General features: G+C 53.8%; 17 protein-coding genes and 1 rRNA gene. 5 read left to right on the top strand and 13 right to left on the bottom strand.

What is annotated here, in order from left to right; genetic code table 11:
* Window positions 1–417: ribosomal RNA gene (locus FYJ62_RS05675) — 16S ribosomal RNA — on the bottom strand; the annotation flags it as partial.
* Window positions 418–993: 576 nt separating this feature from the next.
* Between FYJ62_RS05675 and FYJ62_RS05670 the strand changes: the two genes are divergently transcribed.
* On the top strand, window positions 994–1,890 hold the full coding sequence (locus tag FYJ62_RS05670) for an ROK family protein (RefSeq protein WP_154548622.1): 897 nt from the start codon (window positions 994–996) through the stop codon (window positions 1,888–1,890).
* Between the two features lie 71 nt (window positions 1,891–1,961).
* Here FYJ62_RS05670 and FYJ62_RS05665 read toward each other — a convergent pair whose 3' ends face one another.
* The 6 genes from FYJ62_RS05665 to FYJ62_RS05640 all read right to left on the bottom strand — a co-directional run bounded on the left by FYJ62_RS05665 (window position 1,962) and on the right by FYJ62_RS05640 (window position 6,710).
* Window positions 1,962–2,147, bottom strand: coding sequence for a hypothetical protein (locus FYJ62_RS05665; protein WP_154548620.1), 186 nt, complete (start codon window positions 2,145–2,147; stop codon window positions 1,962–1,964).
* A 269-nt stretch (window positions 2,148–2,416) separates the two neighbouring features.
* On the bottom strand, window positions 2,417–3,313 hold the full coding sequence (locus tag FYJ62_RS05660; RefSeq protein WP_154548618.1) for an RsiV family protein: 897 nt from the start codon (window positions 3,311–3,313) through the stop codon (window positions 2,417–2,419).
* Between the two features lie 18 nt (window positions 3,314–3,331).
* A complete protein-coding gene (locus FYJ62_RS05655; RefSeq protein WP_154548616.1) occupies window positions 3,332–3,883 on the bottom strand; it encodes an RNA polymerase sigma factor in 552 nt (183 codons plus the stop codon).
* A 158-nt stretch (window positions 3,884–4,041) separates the two neighbouring features.
* On the bottom strand, window positions 4,042–5,349 hold the full coding sequence (gene serS, locus FYJ62_RS05650; RefSeq protein WP_154548614.1) for a serine--tRNA ligase: 1,308 nt from the start codon (window positions 5,347–5,349) through the stop codon (window positions 4,042–4,044).
* A 243-nt stretch (window positions 5,350–5,592) separates the two neighbouring features.
* Window positions 5,593–6,105, bottom strand: coding sequence for a GNAT family N-acetyltransferase (locus tag FYJ62_RS05645; protein WP_195837403.1), 513 nt, complete (start codon window positions 6,103–6,105; stop codon window positions 5,593–5,595).
* Complete coding sequence (locus FYJ62_RS05640) at window positions 6,105–6,710, bottom strand: TVP38/TMEM64 family protein (RefSeq protein WP_195837401.1); 606 nt, start codon at window positions 6,708–6,710, stop codon at window positions 6,105–6,107. The genes FYJ62_RS05645 and FYJ62_RS05640 overlap by 1 nt, the downstream gene beginning before the upstream one ends.
* 236 nt (window positions 6,711–6,946) lie before the next feature.
* On the opposite strand from FYJ62_RS05640, the gene FYJ62_RS05635 reads away from it, so the two are divergent.
* The gene (locus FYJ62_RS05635; protein ID WP_154548630.1) at window positions 6,947–7,735 is read left to right on the top strand and encodes an alpha/beta hydrolase fold domain-containing protein; all 789 of its coding nucleotides are present in this window, start codon (window positions 6,947–6,949) and stop codon (window positions 7,733–7,735) included.
* Between the two features lie 67 nt (window positions 7,736–7,802).
* Window positions 7,803–8,663: a helix-turn-helix domain-containing protein gene (locus FYJ62_RS05630; RefSeq protein WP_154548612.1), complete on the top strand. Its 861-nt coding sequence runs from the start codon at window positions 7,803–7,805 to the stop codon at window positions 8,661–8,663.
* A gap of 125 nt (window positions 8,664–8,788) precedes the next feature.
* On the opposite strand, the gene FYJ62_RS05625 is transcribed toward FYJ62_RS05630, so the two are convergent.
* Window positions 8,789–9,292, bottom strand: a complete 504-nt coding sequence (locus tag FYJ62_RS05625) for a nucleoside 2-deoxyribosyltransferase (protein WP_154548610.1) — start codon at window positions 9,290–9,292, stop codon at window positions 8,789–8,791.
* 21 nt (window positions 9,293–9,313) lie between these two features.
* The gene (locus tag FYJ62_RS05620; protein ID WP_154548608.1) at window positions 9,314–9,985 is read right to left on the bottom strand and encodes a type 1 glutamine amidotransferase; all 672 of its coding nucleotides are present in this window, start codon (window positions 9,983–9,985) and stop codon (window positions 9,314–9,316) included.
* 209 nt (window positions 9,986–10,194) lie between these two features.
* On the opposite strand from FYJ62_RS05620, the gene FYJ62_RS05615 reads away from it, so the two are divergent.
* A complete protein-coding gene (locus FYJ62_RS05615; protein WP_154548606.1) occupies window positions 10,195–11,580 on the top strand; it encodes an NAD-dependent succinate-semialdehyde dehydrogenase in 1,386 nt (461 codons plus the stop codon).
* 99 nt (window positions 11,581–11,679) lie between these two features.
* On the opposite strand, the gene FYJ62_RS05610 is transcribed toward FYJ62_RS05615, so the two are convergent.
* From FYJ62_RS05610 to FYJ62_RS05600, 3 genes are all read right to left on the bottom strand, one after another.
* The gene (locus FYJ62_RS05610) at window positions 11,680–12,867 is read right to left on the bottom strand and encodes a zinc ribbon domain-containing protein (protein ID WP_154548604.1); all 1,188 of its coding nucleotides are present in this window, start codon (window positions 12,865–12,867) and stop codon (window positions 11,680–11,682) included.
* A 131-nt stretch (window positions 12,868–12,998) separates the two neighbouring features.
* Entirely contained in the window at window positions 12,999–17,555 is a 4,557-nt protein-coding gene (locus FYJ62_RS05605) for an MMPL family transporter (protein WP_154548602.1), read from the bottom strand.
* Window positions 17,556–17,569: 14 nt separating this feature from the next.
* Window positions 17,570–18,148: a TetR/AcrR family transcriptional regulator gene (locus FYJ62_RS05600; protein WP_154548600.1), complete on the bottom strand. Its 579-nt coding sequence runs from the start codon at window positions 18,146–18,148 to the stop codon at window positions 17,570–17,572.
* 157 nt (window positions 18,149–18,305) lie between these two features.
* On the opposite strand from FYJ62_RS05600, the gene FYJ62_RS05595 reads away from it, so the two are divergent.
* Window positions 18,306–18,539: a hypothetical protein gene (locus FYJ62_RS05595; protein WP_154548598.1), complete on the top strand. Its 234-nt coding sequence runs from the start codon at window positions 18,306–18,308 to the stop codon at window positions 18,537–18,539.
* A 134-nt stretch (window positions 18,540–18,673) separates the two neighbouring features.
* Here the strand turns inward: FYJ62_RS05595 and FYJ62_RS05590 are convergent, their stop codons facing one another.
* Window positions 18,674–19,615: a serine hydrolase gene (locus FYJ62_RS05590; RefSeq protein WP_154548596.1), complete on the bottom strand. Its 942-nt coding sequence runs from the start codon at window positions 19,613–19,615 to the stop codon at window positions 18,674–18,676.
* Window positions 19,616–19,877 lie beyond the last annotated feature (262 nt).

Genomic DNA, 19,877 nt, shown 5'->3' with positions numbered 1-19,877 from the left:
TGCTCCATCAGACTTGCGTCCATTGTGGAAGATTCCCTACTGCTGCCTCCCGTAGGAGTTTGGGCCGTGTCTCAGTCCCAATGTGGCCGATCAGTCTCTCAACTCGGCTATGCATCATTGCCTTGGTAGGCCGTTACCCTACCAACTAGCTAATGCACCGCGGGCCCATCCTAAAGTGACAGCTAAAAGCCGCCTTTCAAACGTCTTTCATGTGAAAGTCGTTGTTATCCGGTATTAGCACCTGTTTCCAAGTGGTATCCCAGTCTTTAGGGCAGGTTGCCCACGTGTTACTCACCCATCCGCCGCTCGCGTCCAACAAGTCACCCCGAAGGGATCTTTGAATTCAGCTCGCTCGACTTGCATGTATTAGGCACGCCGCCAGCGTTCGTCCTGAGCCAGGATCAAACTCTCATTTTGAAAATGAGCTCTTTTTAATCTGCTCCAGATTATTGCTTGCGAATTGACTTCGCTTATTTGTTTGGATTCAAGTAAACTTGAACCCGCACACTGCGAAACTTTGTTCAGTTTTCAAAGTACCAACCGTTGCTTGCCTTTCGGCGACGCAACGCTTTATATCTTACTCACTTGTTGAGAATTTGTCAACAAGCTTTTTGATTTATTTTTCGCGCCTCCGTGAGAACTTCGTGTCTCGCGCGGCAACAAATATTAGTATACTCATGATCTTCCGTTCGTCAAATTTGCGATTTCATTCGGATCAATGAGTATACGCCAGGAAGCGTTGTGTTCGCAAGTGCCTGGGACAGGCTTGGATTCGTTAAGCTTTCTCCCATAGTCTGGTGTTTTTTCTGTAAAATAGTTCGGAAAAAGGTCAAAAAGCGGATTAAAAAACGGCAATTTTTTTACAAAAAATCCAACCAGATCAAAAAAAGCCACTTTTCGGCCAAAAGCTGGCCTGGAATTTTGCGGCGGGCTTGGTTACAATAAGGGCAGTTTAACCGCTTACAGAAATAGACAGAAAGCAAGGAAAGCAACATGAGCGACAAGTATTTGGCAATTGACATTGGCGGCACCAACCTGAAGTACGGCCTGCTTGACCGGTCGGGCCAGCTGCTGGAGCATGACAAGGAGGCAACGCCAAGCAGCAATTTGGATGACTTTTGGCAGGCGGTGCGGGCCATCATCGCCAAGTACCAAGGACAGATCCGCGGCGTGGCCTTCTCCGCGCCAGGCAAGATCGACCTCAAGACCTGCACGGTCCACTTTGGCGGGGCCCTGCCTTTTTTGGATGGGTTGAACGTCGCCAGCCGCGTTCATGAAGACTTCCCGGACCTGGCCGTGGCAATTGAAAACGACGGCAAGGCCGCGGCTTTGGCTGAATACTGGATGGGCAACCTGGCTGGCAAAAAGAACTGCGCGGCCCTGATCCTGGGCACTGGCGTTGGCGGCGGGATCATTTTAAACGGGCAACTGCTCCACGGCGCCCACTTTCAAGCTGGCGAGCTCAGCTTCATGCTGGCCGCGCGCGATCAGCCAACTATGAATGGGGCGGTCTGCTCCGCGGTCGGCATGATCCGCCAGGTCAATGAAGCCTGCGGGGCGGAAGACCTGACCGACGGGCTGGCCGCTTTTGCCAAAATCAACGCTGGCGACGCCCAAGCCACGGAAATTTTCGACCGCTACTGCAGCGACCTCGCTAAGATGGTGCTGAACATCCAGTCGGTCGTTGACCTGTCAGACTACGTCTTCGGCGGCGGGATCAGTGCCCAGCCGGCCCTGCTGCCCAGCATCCAGCGCCAATACGACCAATTGGTAAAGAGCAGCCCCATCATCGCAAAGACCCTGACCAAGCCGCGCTTTGCCCTGGCCAAGTTTGGCAATGACGCCAACCTCTACGGGGCCGTGTACAATCTGCTGCTCGCCACTAGATGACAAAAAGCAGCCAGCTCGCGTGAGCTGGCTGCCTTTCTTTTATCTTTTTTATTTTTCTTCTGACTGCTCCATTAGACATTCAGTTGCAAGATCAGGTACATCCCCAGGCTAAGGAGTCCCGCCCCCACCAGGAGGCCGGTCCAAGAGACGACCTTCAGCAGCTTGCCACCTTTTCGTTTCTTCAAGGCCTTGTCGCTCGAGGCCAAAACCAGGCCGATAACCGACACGACGACCAAAGCTATCGCAATCAATGCCATTTCCCACTCTCCATCTCTCAAGTAGTTAACAGTAGTTAACACTTTTGCTCTAGCTCTAGTATACGCTTTTCGTCTTGTATTAGTTATCTATACGCTGTTTTTATTTATTTTTCTATATCCAACTTATTCAATATCTATATTTAATTCTGCTTTCCCTCTGGCTCTTCGTTGCTGGTCTGAGTCTATTCCCCCGTTTTGACTATATTTCTTTTTAATAATTTACAGTTACATCAAATACATCTAAAAACACATCACAATTTTTGGCCATTTTACTTGCCTGCCTGGTACAGGTCCTTGACCACTGAATTCGGAATTACGAACTTCAGGCTGCCCATGGACATTGGCGCAACAACCCCTTGGTCAAAAGCAATCACCAGCTGGTCCTGCTGGTTGAAGTAGAACTGCTGCTTGTCCTTGATCCGGCTGAAGCCGTCCGGATCGCCGTCAGCCTTGATGAAGTAGGACTTGTTCTTGTCCTTCTTCATGGCTGCCCGCATCTGGGAGATGATGTTCTCGCTGATTGCCTGTTGCCAGTGGCTGCCTGCCTTAAACAAATCTGCCAGCTCGACCCGCTTGCCGGTCTGCTTGCTCAAGACGTAGTACTTGTTCGTCTCAGCTGAATCAGCCTGGATTTCCGCAGCCGTCAGACGCACCGTGTACCACTTCTTTGTGTTGGCCACCACGCTGGTCTTGACCGTGACTGACTTGTAGCCCTTGGACTTTAAGGACTGCTTGAACTGGCTCACCAGTTTGTCCGTTTCCGCCGTAATCTCCCGGTTGATGCTCTTGGCGGCCTGGTTGGCCTGCTTTTGGGCTTGGTCGTTTTCCGTCCCCGTCACCTCCACATGCGAGGCGGAAATCTTGGCTTCCTGCTTCTTCCCGTGATAGGAATAGTCGCGGAAGGTCACCAGCTTGAAGTAGGCCCCAATCCCTGGAATCTTCGCCATTGCCTGCGCCACTTGCGGCGAACTGTTTGGCAGCGCCACGCTGAGCATGGCCAGAGCGGCCAGGGCACCGATCGCGCTGACGAAATTGCGCCGGAAGCCCGGCTTCTTGTAAAGCGGCAGCGGCTTGGCTGCGGGCTTTTTGCCTCTTTGCTCCTGGGCCTCAGCGATAAATTCCGGCTTGATCCCGCTCATTGCATCCATTAAGTCTTGCTTGTTCATGGTCTGTTCCCTCAACTTTTATAAATACTTTTTCTTTTTCAACTCTGTTCCCAGTTTCTGCCGCATCCGGTAAAGGGCCGTCTTGATGCTGGACTCCGTAGCACCATTGGCGGCCGCGATATCCGCGATCGCGTCCATGTAAAAATACCGGCGAACGAAGATAATCCGCTTGTCCTTTGGCAATTGGGCCAAAAAGTCATTGATCGTGGCCGTGAGCTCGCTGGCCGCAATTTTGACCTCAGCCTGCTCGTCAGCCATGTCCCCCAGTTCATCCAAGGCCAGGGCGTACTTGGCCCCCGCCCGCTTTTGCCGGTCAGCGGCCCGCAGCATGTTGATCGCCCCGTTTCTGGTGATCTTGCCCAAGTAGGCCAGGAGGCTGCGGGGCTTTTGCGGCGGGATCGTATCCCAGGCCTTGAGCCAGGTGTCGTTGACGCACTCCTTGACGTCTTCGGCATCCCCCAGGATATTGCGGGCAATCGCGGCGCAGTAAGCGCCGTATTCCGCCTCGCTCTTTGCCAGGGCCCGCTCGTCTCTGGCAAAGAACAAGCTGATTATCTCCGTCTCTTGCATGTCAATCCATCCTTTTCATGATTTAGAGGCTTTTTTTCGTCCTCTACCAATATAGACAACATTTTTTCGGAAAGGTTACGCTTTTTCCCAAAAATTTTCAAAGGGCACAAAAAAAGAGGACCTAAGTCCTCTTCTTTGATATTTGCATCGTTGGCAAATTAGTGCCACTTGACTTCTGGAGTGATCTTCTTCATGCCGTGCATGTAAGGTACCAAAGCGTCTGGAACGGTAATCGTGCCGTCTTCGTTTTGGTAATTTTCCAAGATAGCGGCAACCGTCCGCCCAACAGCCAGACCTGACCCGTTCAAAGTGTGGGTCAGCTTGACCTTGCCGTCTTCGTCGCGGTAGCGGATTTGCGCGCGGCGGGCTTGGAAGTCGGTACAGTTGGAGCATGATGAGATTTCACGGTAAGTGTCTTGGTATGGCAGCCAGACTTCCAGGTCGTAGGTCTTGGCTGAAGTGAAGGAAGCGTCGCCAGTTGACAAGGCAACGACGCGGTATGGCAGACCCAGCTTTTGCAGCAGGTGTTCAGCGTTGTGGGTCAGCTTTTCCAGTTCCTTCCATGATTCTTCTGGCTTAACGACCTTGACCATTTCGACCTTGCGGAATTCGTGCATTCTGATCAAGCCCCGGGTGTCACGGCCAGCTGAGCCGGCTTCTGATCTGAAGGCTGGTGACAAGGCAGTCACGTTGATTGGCAATTGCTTGCCGTCAATGATGTCGCCTCTGAAGTAGTTGACCAATGGCACTTCAGCGGTTGGGATCAGGGTCAGGTTCCGTGGCACTTCTGGGTCGTCGTTTTCAACGATGGTGTAGACGTCTTCAGTAAACTTCGGGAATTGGCCAGTCCCTTGCATTGAGTCGTTGTTGACCAAAGTTGGCGGAATCACTTCCGTGTAGCCTTCGGCAGTGTTCTCATCCAGGAAGTAGTTGTAAACGGCCCGTTCAAGCAGGGCGCCGGCCCCCTTGTAGTAGACGAAGCGGGCAGCTGAGACCTTAGCGGCAGCATCCCAGTCCAAGATGTTCAAATCTGCCCCCAAGTCCCAGTGCGCCTTTGGCGCGAAGTCAAACTTTCTTGGCTTGCCCCAGCGGCGAACTTCCTCGTTGTAGCTGTCATCAGGACCGATTGGGTCTGAGTCAGCTGGGAAGTTTGGCAGGCGCAGCATGATGTATTCTTGCTTTTCAGCCAGGTCTTCGATTTCCGCGTCAAGCTGCTTGATCTTAGCCCCGACTTCACGCATGCTGGCGATTGCCTCGCTGGCGTCTTCCTTGTTGCGCTTGGCTTCAGCGATCTTCTTTGAAACGTTGTTTCTTTCCGCCTTCAAGTTTTCGCTTTGCACCATCGCGTCACGGCGCTTGGCGTCGATAGCAACGACTTCGTCCAATTCTTCTGGCTTAATGCCACGCGTAGCCAGCTTTTCCTTTGCCCAGTCAAGATTTTCTCTGATGACCTTAATATCCAGCATTTAATAACCTCCGATAAATAAAAAAAAGCCGACTCGTCCCTTGCTTGGGACGAATCGGCGCACGGTTCGCGGTACCACCCAGTTTCAGCCCGCGCCAGGCGCGGACCGCACTTTGACCGGCGATAACGGTGCCGCGGCCGTGCAACTATTAATTGCCCACACTAAATGAAATCTGGAAGCGACCGTCATCCGCTCTCAGCCTGCGCGGACTCTCTGTCAGTGGTCTTAGGATTTCGTGTTTGTCTATATTCTATGCCATTGCGTTGCTTTTAGCAAATAATACTTGGCGGAAAAATTAAAAAAAGGTGGTATTTTCCGGTAGTCAACTTCATATTTTTCAGTAAAGCCAAATTTCCGCAATAATTTCTGCGGCTTGAGGTTGCCGTCGTAGCAGCCCGCCCAGACTTCCTGCAAGTGCAGGTCGGCAAAGGCAAAGCGCAGAATCAGGTCCAGGCTCTCCGTCATGTAGCCCTGCCCTTCTGCTTTCTCATCCAGCAGAAAGCCTACTTCCATGGAGACCAGATCTCTTTGGTAGAGCTCAATCAAGCCAATTGGCCGGTCGCTGCCGTTCTTGCAGATGGCATAGGAATAAGGTCGGCATTGGTACTGGCGCACGGCCTGCTTGGCCTGGCCCAGGTTCTGGTACTGGGCAAAGCCAGCCAGGTCGTGGTAGCGGGAATTTTGCCCCCATTCCAAAAGCTTGGCCGCGTCGCTGTCTTCAAAGGGGCGCAGGTACACTCTTTCTCCTTGCATCATCATTTGCCCACCAGCTTCAGCAGCCAGCGCGAGCCGTAGACCAGACCCAGGCTGTAGGCCGCGATGGTCCAGGGCTTGCACAGGACGATAATCCAAAAGTAGGTCCAAGGCTTCATCTCCGTCAAGCCCGCCAAAAGGCACAAGAGGTCATCCGGCGCGACCGGGGCCAGGATGGCAATCGCGAAGAACCAGTTGAACTGCTTTTGGTTCTTGGTCCACTTGGCGTACTTGTCCAGGCTCTCTTGGCTCACGATATGGAGGATAAAAGCCTTCCCGTAGTAGCGGGCCAGAAAGAAGTTGATCAAGGAGCCGATGACGATCCCGATGTAGTTGTAGATGAAGCCGGGAATCGCGCCGAAGAAGACCACCCCGCCCAAAAGGGAGATGCCGCCGGGGATGATCGGGACCACGACCTGGATGATCTGGATCAAAACGAAGACGACCGGACCCACGACTTTCTTATTGGCCAGGTAGGCCTCCATCTTGGCCTCGCTGGAAAAGATGCCCAGCTTGTACCAGTAGATGCACAGGATCACGATGATGATTGAGGAGACCACGGTCAAAATATTGATCAGTTTCCGGGTCTGTTGGTTTGACAGGCGCATAGGCATCCCCCTTCTGCTTGCTTTTGGCTATTCAATGATAATATAGCACACTGATGCCCGTTTTTCTTAAAAGGAATTTTAGCAGAAGCTTACTGTCCACGGGCTTTTTGGCCAATTCTTAACCAAATCTTCCTTTTTGCCGCAAGTAAAAATAACTGCATTCAGGGCCGTGCTTTTATGAAATTTAGTATATAATAATTTACAGAAAAACAAGTTCAAGGAAAGGATCGATGACAATGGTAGTCACTAGAAAAAACGTGCTTTATGACCCGCAAAAGGGCCTGAAAACAGACATCTACTATCCCAACGATACCAGCTCCCAGACCAAGATCTTGATCTTCTGGCACGGGGGCGGCTGGTTCCGCGGCAGCAAGGACAGCGTCCGTGACGTGGGGATCGACCTGGCCAATGCCGGCTTCATGACTTTCGTGCCTGACTACAGCCTGGCGCCGGCCAGCCACTTCCCAGCCGCTCATGACGACGCGGTTCACTTCGTCCAGTGGCTCCTTGAATCAGAATACACGGATGAAGACGACCAGCAGCACATCGCCCAGATCGGGTCCAGCGTTGGCGGGACGATGGCCTTGAAATTGGCAGGCCTGTACGGCTTTCCGACCATTACCTGGTCAGCCCCGCTTGACTACTCCAGCTGGATGGCCAAGCACCCGGACGTCACCCCATCCTTCCATGCCAAGGAAGAATTGGGCTTGACCAAGCCCCAGGCGATCAATGATGCTTTTTACAAGTACTTTGTCCTGACCTATGCCGGCACGCAGGATCCAGCCGTCTTGGAAAAAATGGACGCCGCCAGCTATGACTATGGTGCCTTAGGCAAGCTGCTCATGTTCAATTCGGTGGCGGAATTGACCAGTTTGGACAGCGTTTATGAGTTCAGCGAATTCCTGGCTGGCGCGGGCCACCAGGTCAACCTGGCCATCCTGCCGGGACACGGCCACGCCATGGACTATGGGCGCGACTACTTGAAGGAAAGCATCATCTACCTCAGCCGGGCGATCGACCTTTAAGGCAGCCCCAAATATCAGCAAGCATCAAACCAAAATACCAGCGAAGAATCAAAGAGAATCTGCCAATATGATCAACATCGAAAAATTCATCAAGACCCGCAAAAGCCTAGGTCTTTCCCAAACCGACCTTTGCCACGGCGTCTGCACCCAGTCAACCTTAAGCAAGTTTGAAAACAACGGCCAGGTGCCTTCATTTAAAATCCTCAAGCAGCTCTGCGACCGGATGAACATCTCCATTGCCGACATCATGATGACCAGCAAGGAAAGCGCCATGGCCCAAAAGATGTTCGACGCCGACTTCTGCTTCATCACCTACGACTACGAGCAGATCCGCAAGCTGCTCAAGCAGGTCAACCCCAAGAAGCTGGCCGACCGCCAAGATGAGCTTCACTACAACTACTTGGCCGGGCAGCTGGCCTTGGACGGCGACCACGACGACGTGTCCGCCCTCTACTACTTCAACGCCATTTTGACCACGCCCAACCTTAAGGCCAACAACATTTACCGCCTGTTGGCCCTGAAGGGCTGCAGCCAGGTCTACGCCAGCCAGAATGACCTGGACAAGGCCTCCTACTACTTTGACCAGATCCTGCCCCAAATCAAGAAAGTCGAGATCAAGGACAGCCTGACCCAATTGCAGGTCATGTCGGTTTTGACGGCCGCTGGCGAATTCTATGGGAATATCAAGCAGTACAGCCACGCTGACGACCTCTTGAACTACGCCTACCAAGTTGCCTCCAGCCACCACGCCGTCTACTTCGTGGCCCGCGTCCTGCTGCAGTTGGCCGTCAATGACCTGGCCCAGAAGCGGCCCAAGCAGCTGGCCAGGCAGCACGCCAGCGATGCCATGGCTTTTGCCCGCTTGAACCATAATGAGGTCGTCCTAGAAAAAGGGCGCGAGCTCCTGGACCAGCTGCAAGCCGGATAATAAGCATATAATCTGGGAAACTCTAACGAATAAAAAAGGCTTCTAGAAGTGATAAAACTTCTGGAAGCCTTTTTCGATTGTCCTAAGTCAATGCCTTAACTTAATGACACTGAGTTTTTTCTTGCTTAAATAATCCCGTAGCCCGTCATCGGCTTGGCTGGGTTGGCGTTGAAGTCATAAGTCTTCAGGATTTCCAGCTCCGTATTGCCATCGTAGAAGGCCGTAACCCCTTGGGCCAGCATCAGGTTCATGACCCGCTTCTTTTCCGGCTCTTCCGTAAACGGCAGGAGCATGACCGGCTTGTGCTGGGCGCGCATAAAGCCAATTTCAAAGGCGCAGCCATCGTCGATCAAGTCCATGTCGTACAAGAAGACGCCGCAGTTGGCCATCTGGATGCCGGCCAGATCGTTTTGGTAGGTCTGGCTTTGCCAGAGCAGGCTCCGCTCGTCCCCCAGCTTGACCTGCGGACTTTCGGCCGGATCCACGACCTGCTGGTCAAATGGGAAGTGCACGTGCTCCACGGTTGGGTTCTGGGCCAGGTATTCTCTGGCCTGCTTGGCGCGTTCTCTTTGCACTTCGTTTAAAAATGAGCAGCCCAAGTAGATCCGGGCGATTGCTGCTTGTGACATATTGCTTGTTCCCCCTAAAAATTAGTGTACGCTCAAATAGTCGAGTATCGTGTAGACCGCCTGCCGGTTTTCCGGCGGCACGGCTTGGCGCATGATCTGCTCTGGCGTCTGCCGCAAGTCATTGCCGGTCTTGGCATAGGCCCCGTCGTTGATGGCGATCTCGCGCACATTGTCCGTCAGGGTCTCCAAGTGAAACTGGAGGCCGACCACGTTCCCCTTGACCAGGAAGCCCTGGTTGGCGACCAAGTCGCTGGAGTAGAGCAGACTGCTGCCAGCTGGCAGCTCAAACATGTCCTGGTGCCAGTGAAGAGCCAGCAATTTCTCCGGCAAGCCTGGCAAAGCGTCGCTTTGCCGGTAGACGTTGGCCCAGCCGACCTCCTTATGAGGAGCCGCGTGAACGCTGGCCCCCAAGGCGGTCGCAATCTGCTGGGCCCCCAGGCAGACGCCCAGGATTGGCACGTGGCTGCCCATGCAGTCCCTGATCAGCTCGCGCTCAGCTTCCAGCCAGGCATAGCCATCATTCGGGCTCATTGGTCCGCCCAAAACGACCAGCATGTCGGTTTCATCCACCTTAGGCAAGATGCCGAAGTCACTTGGGTGGTAGACGTAAACCGCGTGTCCGCGTTCATCCGCCCATTCCTTGACGGCGCCAGGCCCTTCATTTGACGCATGCTGCAAAATATTGATCCGCATATTCGTTGGTCCTTTCCAGTTTTTTCAAATAATTTTAGCATGATTTTTAATCATTTTCGAAAATTATCGGAAAAATCTGCCAAAAATGGCCTTGGCGCGCAAGGGCCATTTAGTTAGACCAAATGGTCGAAAGCGGTCTATAATCTAAATGTAGCGATTTGTGAATTTTGATTGCAGCTTATCCACAAAGTGAAAGGAAGCAACAGACTATGTCCAAGTACCAATCAGTCAACCCCTATACCAATGAGGTCTTCGCGACCTATGAAAATGCCACGGCCGACCAGATCAGCGATTCAATCAACCTGGCCCACGCCCTTTACAAGAAGTGGCGCCACGAGGAGCCAAGCGTCAGAGCCCGGCAGCTGGCTAAGATCGCGGACCTGCTCGGCGAGAAGAAGGCGGAAATGGCCAAGCTCATGACCCTGGAAATGGGCAAGAAGATCAGCGAATCCGAAGAAGAGGTCGACATCTGCATCGGCATCTTGAACTATTACGCTGACAAAGGCCCGGACCTGCTTAAGCCGGAAGAGTACCTGAATCCTTTTGGCCGCGCCTACTGCCTCAAGCAGGCAACCGGGGTAATCGTGGCCTGTGAGCCGTGGAACTTCCCGCTTTACCAGGTAATCCGCGTCTTCGCGCCCAACTACCTGGTCGGCAACCCAATTATCCTGAAGCACGCCCACAACGTGCCTTCAAGTGCCAACCTGATCGCCAAACTGGTCAAGCGCAGCGGGGCCCCGGAAGGCTGCCTGCTGAACCTGTTTTTGTCATATGAGCAATTGGACCAGATCATTGCTGACCCAAGAATCGCGGGCGTAGCCCTGACCGGCTCAGAACGCGGCGGGATCTCCGTGGCCGAAAATGCCGGCAAGCACTTGAAGAAGTCCACCATGGAACTGGGCGGCAACGACGCCTTCATCGTCTTGGATGACGCTGATCCAGCCGTCTTGAAGAAGGCCTTGAGTGACGCCAGAACCTACAACAACGGCCAGGTCTGCACCTCCTCCAAGCGGATGATCGTCGTGGAGTCCCGCTACCAGGAAGTACTGGACGATATGAAGGAGATCTATGAAGGCTTGAAGTGGGGCGACCCGCTGGACCGGACCACCACCCTGCCGCCTTTGAACTCAGAAGGCACCAAGCAAAAGCTGTCCAAGGCAGTCAGAGATGCCGTCGCTGGCGGGGCCAAGGTTTACTACCAGTACCCGGAGATCGACTCCCAGGGGGCCTTCTTCAGCCCGGTAATTTTAACGGACATCGCCAAGGACAACCCGATTTTTGACCAAGAGCTCTTTGGCCCGGTCTGCGAGGTCTTCAAGGTCAAGGATGAAGACGAAGCCGTTGCCTTAGCCAACGACTCCAGCTACGGCTTGGGCTCATCCGTCATCTCCAGCGACGTGGCCCACGCGGAAGCCGTCGCGGCCAGAATCGAAACCGGAATGACCGTGATCAACGGCCGCTGGATCACTGACGCAGCCCTGCCCTTCGGCGGGGTCAAGAAGTCAGGCTATGGGCGTGAATTAAGCCCGCTGGGCCTCTATGCTTTCGTCAACGAGCACCTCGTGGTCGACTTCAGCCAGCAGAACCAACAGTAATTGCCAGTTAAATTTATCCACTAAAAAAGCCGGACTTGAAATTCAAGTCCGGCTTTTCTTGTGCACAAAATGTTGATAATTTGCTTATTCTTCGGGTTCTTAGTCCTTCTTTTCTGCTTGCTCCTGCTTTTTAGCCCGCTGCTTTTGGGCCAGAGGCTCAAACATGCTGTAGCCTGTCAGGCCAGTCGTGAGCAGGGAGTCAAAGATCAGCAGCCAAGCGGAGGCATTCAAGGCAACCGCGTAGCTGTGCAGGCCGCTGAAGACCGAGTAGATGAACTGGGTATTGACCACCCGCCCGGCTGGCAGGTGGTAGGTCACGTAGATGACCAGGACCGTTTCCAGCAAGGACAGGAAGAAGGCCTTGACCCGGCTGCCCTTGGTATTTTGGACGATGGCCAGCAAGGTAAAGATTGGCAGGATGATCCAAGCGGCCAGGACCGCGTAGATGATTGCCGCCGGCACGTATTGTCCGCTCTGCATCAGGGCATTCCCCGTCTCAAAAAAGACGCTGGCAATGGTCATGCGGCTGCCGCTGCCGGCCGTGAAGCCGTAGCCGGCAAACAGAAGGATCAAGGCAATGGCTGCCGTCATCACCGCGGCGATCTGGACCCAGCCAAAGTCATGCTTGCGGGCCTTTTTGGCCGGTTTGAGCTTAGTCTTGTGCTGCTCAACCTTAACGTGGACCTTGGGATGCTTGCTGGCAAAATGCTGCTTCTTCTCTTCCAGCTCGCTTTCCCGGTCGTCAAAGGAATCAAAGACCTTGCTGGTAGTCTGCTTGAATTCATCAGTCAGGTTCTTGTCGGCCTCATATTGGCTGACTTCCTTGTTCCGGCAGACCCACCAGAGGGCGATCATGGAAACGGCAAAAGCCGTCCAGCCGATCTCCCGGCTGAAGCTCATGATGACCAGCAAGGCCACGCCAACGCAGAAGGCGATGGTCGTGTTCTCCCGCATCCACTGGAACATGCGCTCGGCCGTCGTGTTGACCGCGCTCTTGGACTTTTCCGCCCGTTCTTGGGACTGGTAGGACCGCCGGGTCAGTTCCCTTTTGGGAGGCTCAGTTGGCTCGGCCGGCTCAGCCGGCTTTGCCTCCTCGTCGTCCAGCCAGGATGACTGCGGCGCCGCTTGCTTCATTTCTTGCGTCTCTTGCAGCGAATCATTGCTTGCAGCTTCTGGTTCTTCGCCAGTAAAGTAGTCGCGCCGGTACTTGGCCAGGTTGAAGCCGCAAGTGCGGCAGTAGGCGTCTTGGTCAGTCACTGGCTGGCTGCAGTTCGGACACTTGTTCATGCGAATCCCTTCTTCCCGTTCTCTTCAGGTGTCTTTATATTATATCATAGCCATTTTTTGCCAAAAAACATAATAAAAGAGGACCCACGGTCAGGTGAGTCCTCTTTGCGCTGTTAACGCAGTTTTTCAATTTAATTGTTCTTGCCGAACTTGAAGCTGTGCTTGCCAGCTCTTCTCTTGAACAAAGTGAACCCTTCGTAGGTCAGCTTAGTTGAAGCAGACAAGTTGATTGGCATCAGGAAGACCAGAATCAGCAGGCCGATGATGACGCCGATCGCAACTTCGATCAAGGTTGGCACGCCTGATGGAATCAAAGCGGCGAAGGTACCACCCAAGATGATAGCAGCGGAGATGACAACCGTACCGATGACGGTACATGCTTCCAGGATCCGCTCGCTAGGCAAGCGCGATGCATCCCCATCGCGGTAGCGCATCATCACGAAGATGCTATAGTCAACGCCCAGGGCAATCAGCATGATGAAGGTGAAGAATGGAACATTCCAAGCCATCATGTCTCTGTGCATGATTGAGGTAACGAACCAGCGGGTGATTGACAGTGAGCAGAAGTATGCCAGAACCAAAGTCCCCAAAATGTAGACTGGCTGCAGCAGACTGTGCGTTACGAAGATCAAAGCGATGCCGATCCCGACCAGCATGATCGCAACCGTTCTCGCGAAGTCCTGACTGGCCGTGTTCTTGGTGTCTTCAATGATTGAGCTTTGACCGCCCATGGCCACCTTGGCCTGGCCCAGGTCGGTCCCCTTCAGGGACTTGCGGGCCATGGCACTCAGTTCTTGTGAGTGCTCAGCGGCACTTTCAGAACTTGGGTTGCTGTCCAGGATGATGATGATCATCGCACTCTTCTTGTCTGGGCTGAGCAGGACGCTCATGGACTTCTTGAAGTCCTTGTTGTGCTTCAAAACGTAGCTTGGGACATAGAAGGTGTCTGAAGCTGGTGAAGTTCTCAAGCCGTTCAGGTATGAGCCAGCTGAAACCAGCCCGTTGTTGACAGTAGTCAAGCCGTTGGTGATCTGCGGCGTCTTGTCAGCCAGTTCGCCGGCACCATCCGCCAATTGCTGAGTCCCGTTGTCGAGCTTTTCAGCACCGGCAGACAGTTGGCTGGCACCGGAAGTGCCTTGGCTCAAGCCGTTCTTCAATTGGCCCGCACCGCTTTGCAGCTGGCCGGCACCATTAGCCAGACGGCCGGCGCCATTAGCCAGTTGGCCAGCACCGCTGAGACCAGCGTTAAGGCCGCTGGCCAGAGCATTGGCCCCGCTTTGCAGGGTGCCCGCGCCGGAGTTCAGTTGACCGGCACCGGAGTTGACCTTGTCAGCACCGCTAGCAACAGCAATCGCCCCGCTGTTGACCTTGTTGGCGCCGCTGACCAGCGTGCCCGTGCCAGTGTAAAGACTGGCGGCACCGTTGTTCAGCTTGCCAGCGCCAGAGTAGAGGCTGGCGGCACCGGAGTTGACCTTGCCGGCACCAGCGTAAAGGCTGGCAGCACCAGTGTTCAATTGACCGGCACCAGCGTAAAGCTTGGCGGCACCAGCGTTCAATTGGCCAGCGCCATCATAGAGGCTGGCCACGCCAGTGTTGGCTTGGCCCGCGCCAGCGTAGAGGCTGGCGGCACCGGAGTCAACCTTGCTGATCCCGTCATACAGGGAAGCAGCACCGGAGTTCAGCTTGTTTGCGCCTTGTGACAGGGCCAAGGCCCCAGCCATCCCCTTGCTCAAGCCGCTGTAAAGTGAGTTTGAGCCGGTGTAGAGTTGGTGGGCGCCAGTTGCCAGGGCGTCAACCGCATTCTGCATCTGGCTGATCTTGCCCAGGCCAGACTTCAGGCTGTTAATCCCTGCGCTTGCTTGACTGTTCAAAGTGCTTGAACCATTAGCCAGCTGAGCAACGGCTGCCTGCAATTGCTGCACTTGCGTGCTCAAGTCAGCTGTTGAGCCAATATTGCTCAAGCCGCCGGCTGCTGATTTAATGCCACTAGCGGCAGTGCCCATGTTAGCAGCCGCAGAACCGGCAGCGCCCAAGCCGCTGCTTGCAGCACCTAAACCATTCTTAGTAGAAGACAGGCCAGATTTCAGAGCTTCGAGGTCCTTTTGCAGTTCTGCCTTCACAGTTGGGTCTGAAACCTTGCTGATTGAACTTGCCAGGCTGCCGGCTGCTGAGCTGGCAGCACCTAAGCCGCTGCCAGCATTCGTCAAGCCAGTCTTAGCATCAATCAAGCCCTTTTGCAGAGAGCCAACTTGCCCTTGCAGGTTTTGCAAGCCGCCGACTAAGCTGGAGATCTTTGAACTGTCGATATTTGGCACGCTGATTTGGCTGACCTTGCCGTTCAACTGCTGCAAACCGTTGTTAAGATCAGTCAAGCCCTGGGACAGTTGGTCAAGCTGGGCAGCGTTCAAGGAGCTGGCGTTTTCTGACAGCTGGCTCTTCAGCTGGTCAAGGCCGTTGACCAGGGTGTTCATGTTGGCCGTCAGGTCCTTGGCCCCGTTGGTCAAGGTCTGGGTGCCAGTGTAAAGGCTGCTTGCGCCAGTTGCCAAAGAGTCAGTCCCATCCTTCAGGCTGGAGCCGCCAGTTACCAGCTGGGCAGTGCCGTCTTTCAAGCTGCCAGCACCAGTGTACAGACTGCCAATGCCAGTCTTCAAAGTGCCAGCGCCAGTGTAAAGGCTGCTGATGCCGTTCTTCAAAGTGCCAGCGCCAGTGTAAGCCGTGCTGATGCCGTTCTTCAAAGTGCCGGCACCAGTGTAGAGGCTGGCGGTACCATTCTTCAAAGTGCCAGCGCCAGCGTACAGGCTGGCAGTACCGCTCTTCAAAGTGCCGGCACCGTTCTTCAGGGTCTGGGCCCCGGTTGCCAAAGAACCGGTCCCGCTAGCCAAAGTCTTGGACCCGCTGGCCAAGGATTGCGTCCCGTTGGCCAAAGTCTGGGTCCCGTTCTTCAAAGTGCCAGCGCCATTAGCCAGTTGGCCGGCCCCATTGGCCAGCTTCTTGGTCCCGCTGTAGAGGGCGTTGGCCCCAACGGCCAGGGTCTGTGACCCGTTGTAAAGGCTGCCGGCTCCGTCGTAAAGGGCAATTGAGCCGTTGTACAGCTTAACCGTCCCGACGTACAGGTCCTTGGCCCCATCGCTCAAGGTGCCAGTCCCTTCGTGCAGGGCATCAGCCCCGCTGGACAGCTTCTTGGCCCCGTTAGTGACCTTTTCGCTGCCCTTGGTCAGCTTGGTGACCCCGTTTTCCAGCTTCTTGGTCCCGTCGGTGACCGTCTTCAGCTGCTTCTTCACGTAGAGCAGCTTGATCTTTTGGTTGTATGGCTCAGTAACTGAAATGACCTTGTCGACCCCTTCTGACTTGCGCAGCTTGCGGGTCAATTCGTCAATCAGCTTCAAGTCCTTTTCATTGTCGAGCTTGTGCTTGCTTTCAATGTACAGGTATGATGGCATCGCCATCCCCTTTGAAAAGTGCTTCTCGACGATGTTCAGCCCCTTCTTTGAAGGAACTGAGTCAGCTACTTCCGCTGAGTTGTCGTAGTTCAGCACGTTTGAGTAAGTCAAAAATGCCGGCGCGACGACAACGGCTACGGCGGCCAGGAAGGTGACCGGCCGCTTCAAGGTCTGGGCAGAAATCCCGTGCCATAACTTGCTTGGGTTTTCCGCGTCAAACTTCTTGCTTGGCCAGAACATGTTCCGGCCCAAAGTCATCATAAAGAATGGGTTCAAGGTCAGCAAGACGATCAGCAGGACCAAGACGCCCACGGCCACGCCGGAAGCTGACCGGTAAACGGAGAACTTGGCCAGTCCCAAGGCGCTGAAGCCGATCAGGATGGAGGAGCCTGAGTACAGGATGGTCCGTCCAGCCTTCTTGATCGAGTCCTTGGTGGCCGCGGCCACGTCCATTCCGCCCCCTAAATTTTCTTTGAAGTGGTTATAGAGCAGGATGTTGTAGTCGGTCCCGATCCCGAACAAGACGATGACCATGAAGACCTGCGTAAAGTTTGAGAATGGGAAGTTGGCCTGGTTGACCAAGTTGGTAACGATTGAGAAGGCAACCATGAAGGAAACCCCAACCGTCAGCAGGGAAACCAAGGGAACGACTGGTGATTTGAAGACCAGCACCAAGACGATGAAAATGAACACGACCGTGATCAATTCCGTCTTCTTGATCCCTTCCTGGATCGAACTGGTAAAGTCATTGCTCAAGACGTCGGCACCGGTGACATAAGTGTCCACGCCGCTAGTCTTGGTGGCTTTGTTGATCTCGTCGTAGATCTTGGAGATGGTCCCGTGCTTCTTGGAGATGTTCATCTGCATTACCCAAGTCGTGCCGTCCTTGGACTTCAGCATCTTCTTGGTCGCGATGTTCTGTTGCGGGGCCAGGTAGTCCTTGATCCCGTACTTCTTCTTGTTGCTGGTGACACGATCGATCGACGCTTGGATATTGTCCTTGTCGGTCTCGGTCAATTTGCCAGTCTTCTTATTGAAAACTACAGCAACCTCATAGGTATTCTTCTTCTTGCTGCCCCAGTTGTTTTGAATCAGCTTGGCCGCTTCGCTTTCCACGCTGCTTGGCAAAGTGATGTCACTGTGTGCCCGCGTCAAGGCGTCAACGTTTGGCAAAGCGAACAAAGAAATTCCCAGAATGAGGATCCAGGCGATCAGGGCGCCTAGATGATTCTTGAATAGCTTCTTCAACTTACTTTTCCTTTCTAATTGCTAACACTGGTCGGTAATTGACTTTCCGTGCTTGGATTGACAAGTCGCAAAATCATGTCGTGATAGTTCCGGTCTGCTTCTTCTGGCGTCTCCGCGTCCTTGGACATCCGGTCCAGAAAGACGTAGCCCAGTACCGCGCCCACCAAGGCGTGCTGAGAAGCAATGTGCTCCGTTCTCAGGTGCAGCTTGTCACCTAGTTCCAATATGCTCATAACTTCCTGCACGATGGCTGAATCATCAGGAAATTCATTCAGATGATACAGAAGCACCGCCAGGGCCTGGTCATGTCGCAGCCAGTCGCGGACGATGTCCGCGAACTTGAGCAGGGCATCCTGACCGGACAGGCCGATCAGCTGGTCAACCAGGGCTTGGTAGAGCAAACGGATTCTGCTAGCCGCGACTAAAGAAAGCAGCTGAGCCCGGTTCTTCACGTAGTGATAAAGCGATTGACTTCGCACCCCAAGGGCCTTGGCCAGATTTGGCATCGTGGTTTCAGGCAGTCCCTGGTTTTCAATCAACTCAGTCGCCGCTGCGATCACCTTGTCTAAATCCAAAGTTCTCTTTTGAGTCATAATTGCTACCACTTTTTCCTTTCAACTACCAAATTATATAACTACGCAGTGAAGATTACAATCTACAAATTGTAGATTATTCTTGAAAAATTTGCAGTTTTCTCTTGTAAGCGGCTTCTGTAAGCGCTATAATCAGAGGCGATAGGAGATGAAAACAATGAAAAAATGGTGGATTGCCAATGTATATTGGCTGACAATGGTAGCCTTTCTGGTTTACCAGCTCTTCACTTACCGGGCTGAAGACGGCTCCATGATCAACGGAGCCGCGGCGACTATCGTCTTGGTCTCGGTTATTACATTGATTTCAGAATTTCAATTTGCCTGGTACATGTGGCTGACGGGAAAGACTTTCATCTTCAAGCGCCGCCACAAGCGCAACTTGAAATTTTAATTCCTATCAGCAAACAGAACCCTGCTGAAAAAGCTCTGTGCCAACTATTGGCTCTTTAAAAGCAACACAATAACAACACACTATAACGACATAAGAAAAAGGAGATTCACGCGAATCTCCTTTTTCTTATGTTTTTATTTATTTTTGCTCATCCAGGCACTGACGGTCTTGCCTAAGGCCGCGAACTTGTCATTCTTTGAGGCCCAGACGCTGACGACGTAGCTGCTGGAGCCATTGTTGACCAAGGCTACGGCTGAATCGTCATCCCCGATCTGGTAGACCGTCCCGCTGATGGACTTGACCAGCGGGCTCTTCTGCCTGCTGGTGGACAGGGCCGTCAGGATGCTTTGATTGTAGCTGCCGACCACCTTGCCCTGGTAGAGGGAGACCATCACGGCCCGCATGTCCGCGGCCGTGGTCTTGCCCACGGACTTGCCAGAGAAATTGCCGCTGATGCTGGTCTGGCTGGCCCCCATTTGCTTCAGGCAGGCCGTGACTTGGTCCTTGCCGATCTTGCGCAGCAAGGCATTGGCCGCCGTCTTGCTCCCCTGCAGCATCTGCTGGCGCAGGTAGCTGGGCCCATAGCTGATGCCCTTGGCTACCCCGGCCTCCTTGCCGGCCACGTCGCTCTTTTCAATCTTGATGGCCGTTGATGCCCCCAGCTTGCCGGCCTTTTCCTGAGCATAAAGGGCAATCAAAAGGTACAATTCAAAAATCTTGCTGGTCGCGTGGGCTTCTTTGGTGTTGCGCAGGCCCGCGAAGGTCTTGGCCTTGGTCAGGGACTGGACTTCAACCTGGTAGTTGGCATCTTCCCCCATGACCTTCTTCACTTGCTTGGCCAGGTCCTTGTTTGAGCCGGACCTGGTATAGATGTGGTTGCTGTACTCAATTGACCCGACGTTTGGCTCCTTGCCCCCGGAGCTGGAAGGGGCAGCGACCTGCTTGGTCACCTTCCCCTTCTTCTTGACCTGGATCACGGTCAGCTCCCGGTTTTCAGCGGCTCGCTGGCTGGATGTATACAGGCCAAAGGCAAACAGGGTCGCGATCCCGGCCCCTAACAAAATGCGATTATTCATGCTTTGCAGATTACCTACTTTTCTTGAACTACTTTTGCTGTCAGCTGTTTATGACATGCTCCCCCGACCAAGGTCGGGGGTTTCTTTATAGGCTAGTGCTCACGCGCAGCCTACAGCTTCTGAGAACGACCAACTTATTCTTGCAAGCGGGCTTGACCGAAGTCAAGCCTGCTTTTTTACTGGTTCTGTCCAGCAAGCTGAACAGCAGTGCAAAAACAGAGGTCAGTCTATTTATCACGGAAGTGCCCCCTCCGACGATTCC

It is taken from the genome of Lactobacillus porci, assembly GCF_009695985.1.
Classification (GTDB): domain Bacteria; phylum Bacillota; class Bacilli; order Lactobacillales; family Lactobacillaceae; genus Lactobacillus; species Lactobacillus absianus.
This window is presented reverse-complemented; position numbering and strand designations above follow the sequence as displayed.